The organism is Acinetobacter pragensis (assembly GCF_001605895.1).
GTDB lineage: Bacteria > Pseudomonadota > Gammaproteobacteria > Pseudomonadales > Moraxellaceae > Acinetobacter > Acinetobacter pragensis.
The window spans coordinates 1-706 of the sequence record NZ_LUAW01000064.1; the positions used below are offsets into that span (position 1 = coordinate 1).

Genomic DNA, 706 nt, shown 5'->3' on the forward strand with positions numbered 1-706 from the left:
CTGCATTTCTGCCTGCGGACGCTCCACGCCCATCACTTTAAACATGCCGTCCCGCCACCAGCCATACGACCAATAGAGGCCGGTAAAGGCAAGCAACAGATAGAAAATAACGACCCAAGTGCCAATCACGGCGTGCAAGTCCCAAAGGAAATTGCGGCCTTTTAATTGCGGCTTGACCATCAACCATTGTTTGAGTGAATGCTTTTTAGGCCAGCGTAAATAAATCCCGCTCAAAATAAAATAAATTAAGATAAGGGTTGATGCGCCTAGTTCGAAMGTTCAGTTCGGTATTAACCCGMAAGAMGGCCGTATGGCGGCGAAATTGGCTGTAGGCTACACCCTTGATGAGTTGAAAAACGACATCACTGGCGGTACAACGCCTGCATCATTCGAACCTGCAATTGACTACGTTGTTACCAAATGGGCGGRAWTTTAATATTGCGCTGAAGGKTGAATGAACTGGTTAAAGAAACAATAAAGAGMCTACGCGTACAACGTAGCTTTATGTAAATAGAYSYTAAAAGAAAAAGATTTTGTATATTCGGATAGTTTTGCGTAGTTTCCGCCAGCTTTACCATACGCGCAGCAGATGTTCCGTAAATTCCTGTCGGCCGAACAATAACACATGCAGCAGGATAAGCCTGCTGATACAGCTGTTCCATTTTTAAGAGCAGCCTGCCCTGTGCATCTATCGGCTTGGGCGCAG

The 706-nt window shown here is 46.0% G+C and carries 3 pseudogenes; 1 reads left to right on the forward strand and 2 read right to left on the reverse strand.

Annotation, left to right across the window (positions count from 1 at the left end):
• Positions 1–267, reverse strand: a pseudogene (locus tag AZH43_RS16875) (PepSY domain-containing protein); the annotation flags it as partial.
• On the opposite strand from AZH43_RS16875, the pseudogene AZH43_RS19200 reads away from it, so the two are divergent.
• Positions 248–421 (forward strand): annotated as a pseudogene (locus AZH43_RS19200) (hypothetical protein); the annotation flags it as partial. The pseudogenes AZH43_RS16875 and AZH43_RS19200 overlap by 20 nt on opposite strands.
• A gap of 115 nt (positions 422–536) precedes the next feature.
• On the opposite strand, the pseudogene AZH43_RS19000 reads toward AZH43_RS19200, so the two are convergent.
• A pseudogene (locus AZH43_RS19000) lies at positions 537–706 on the reverse strand (SDR family NAD(P)-dependent oxidoreductase); the annotation flags it as partial.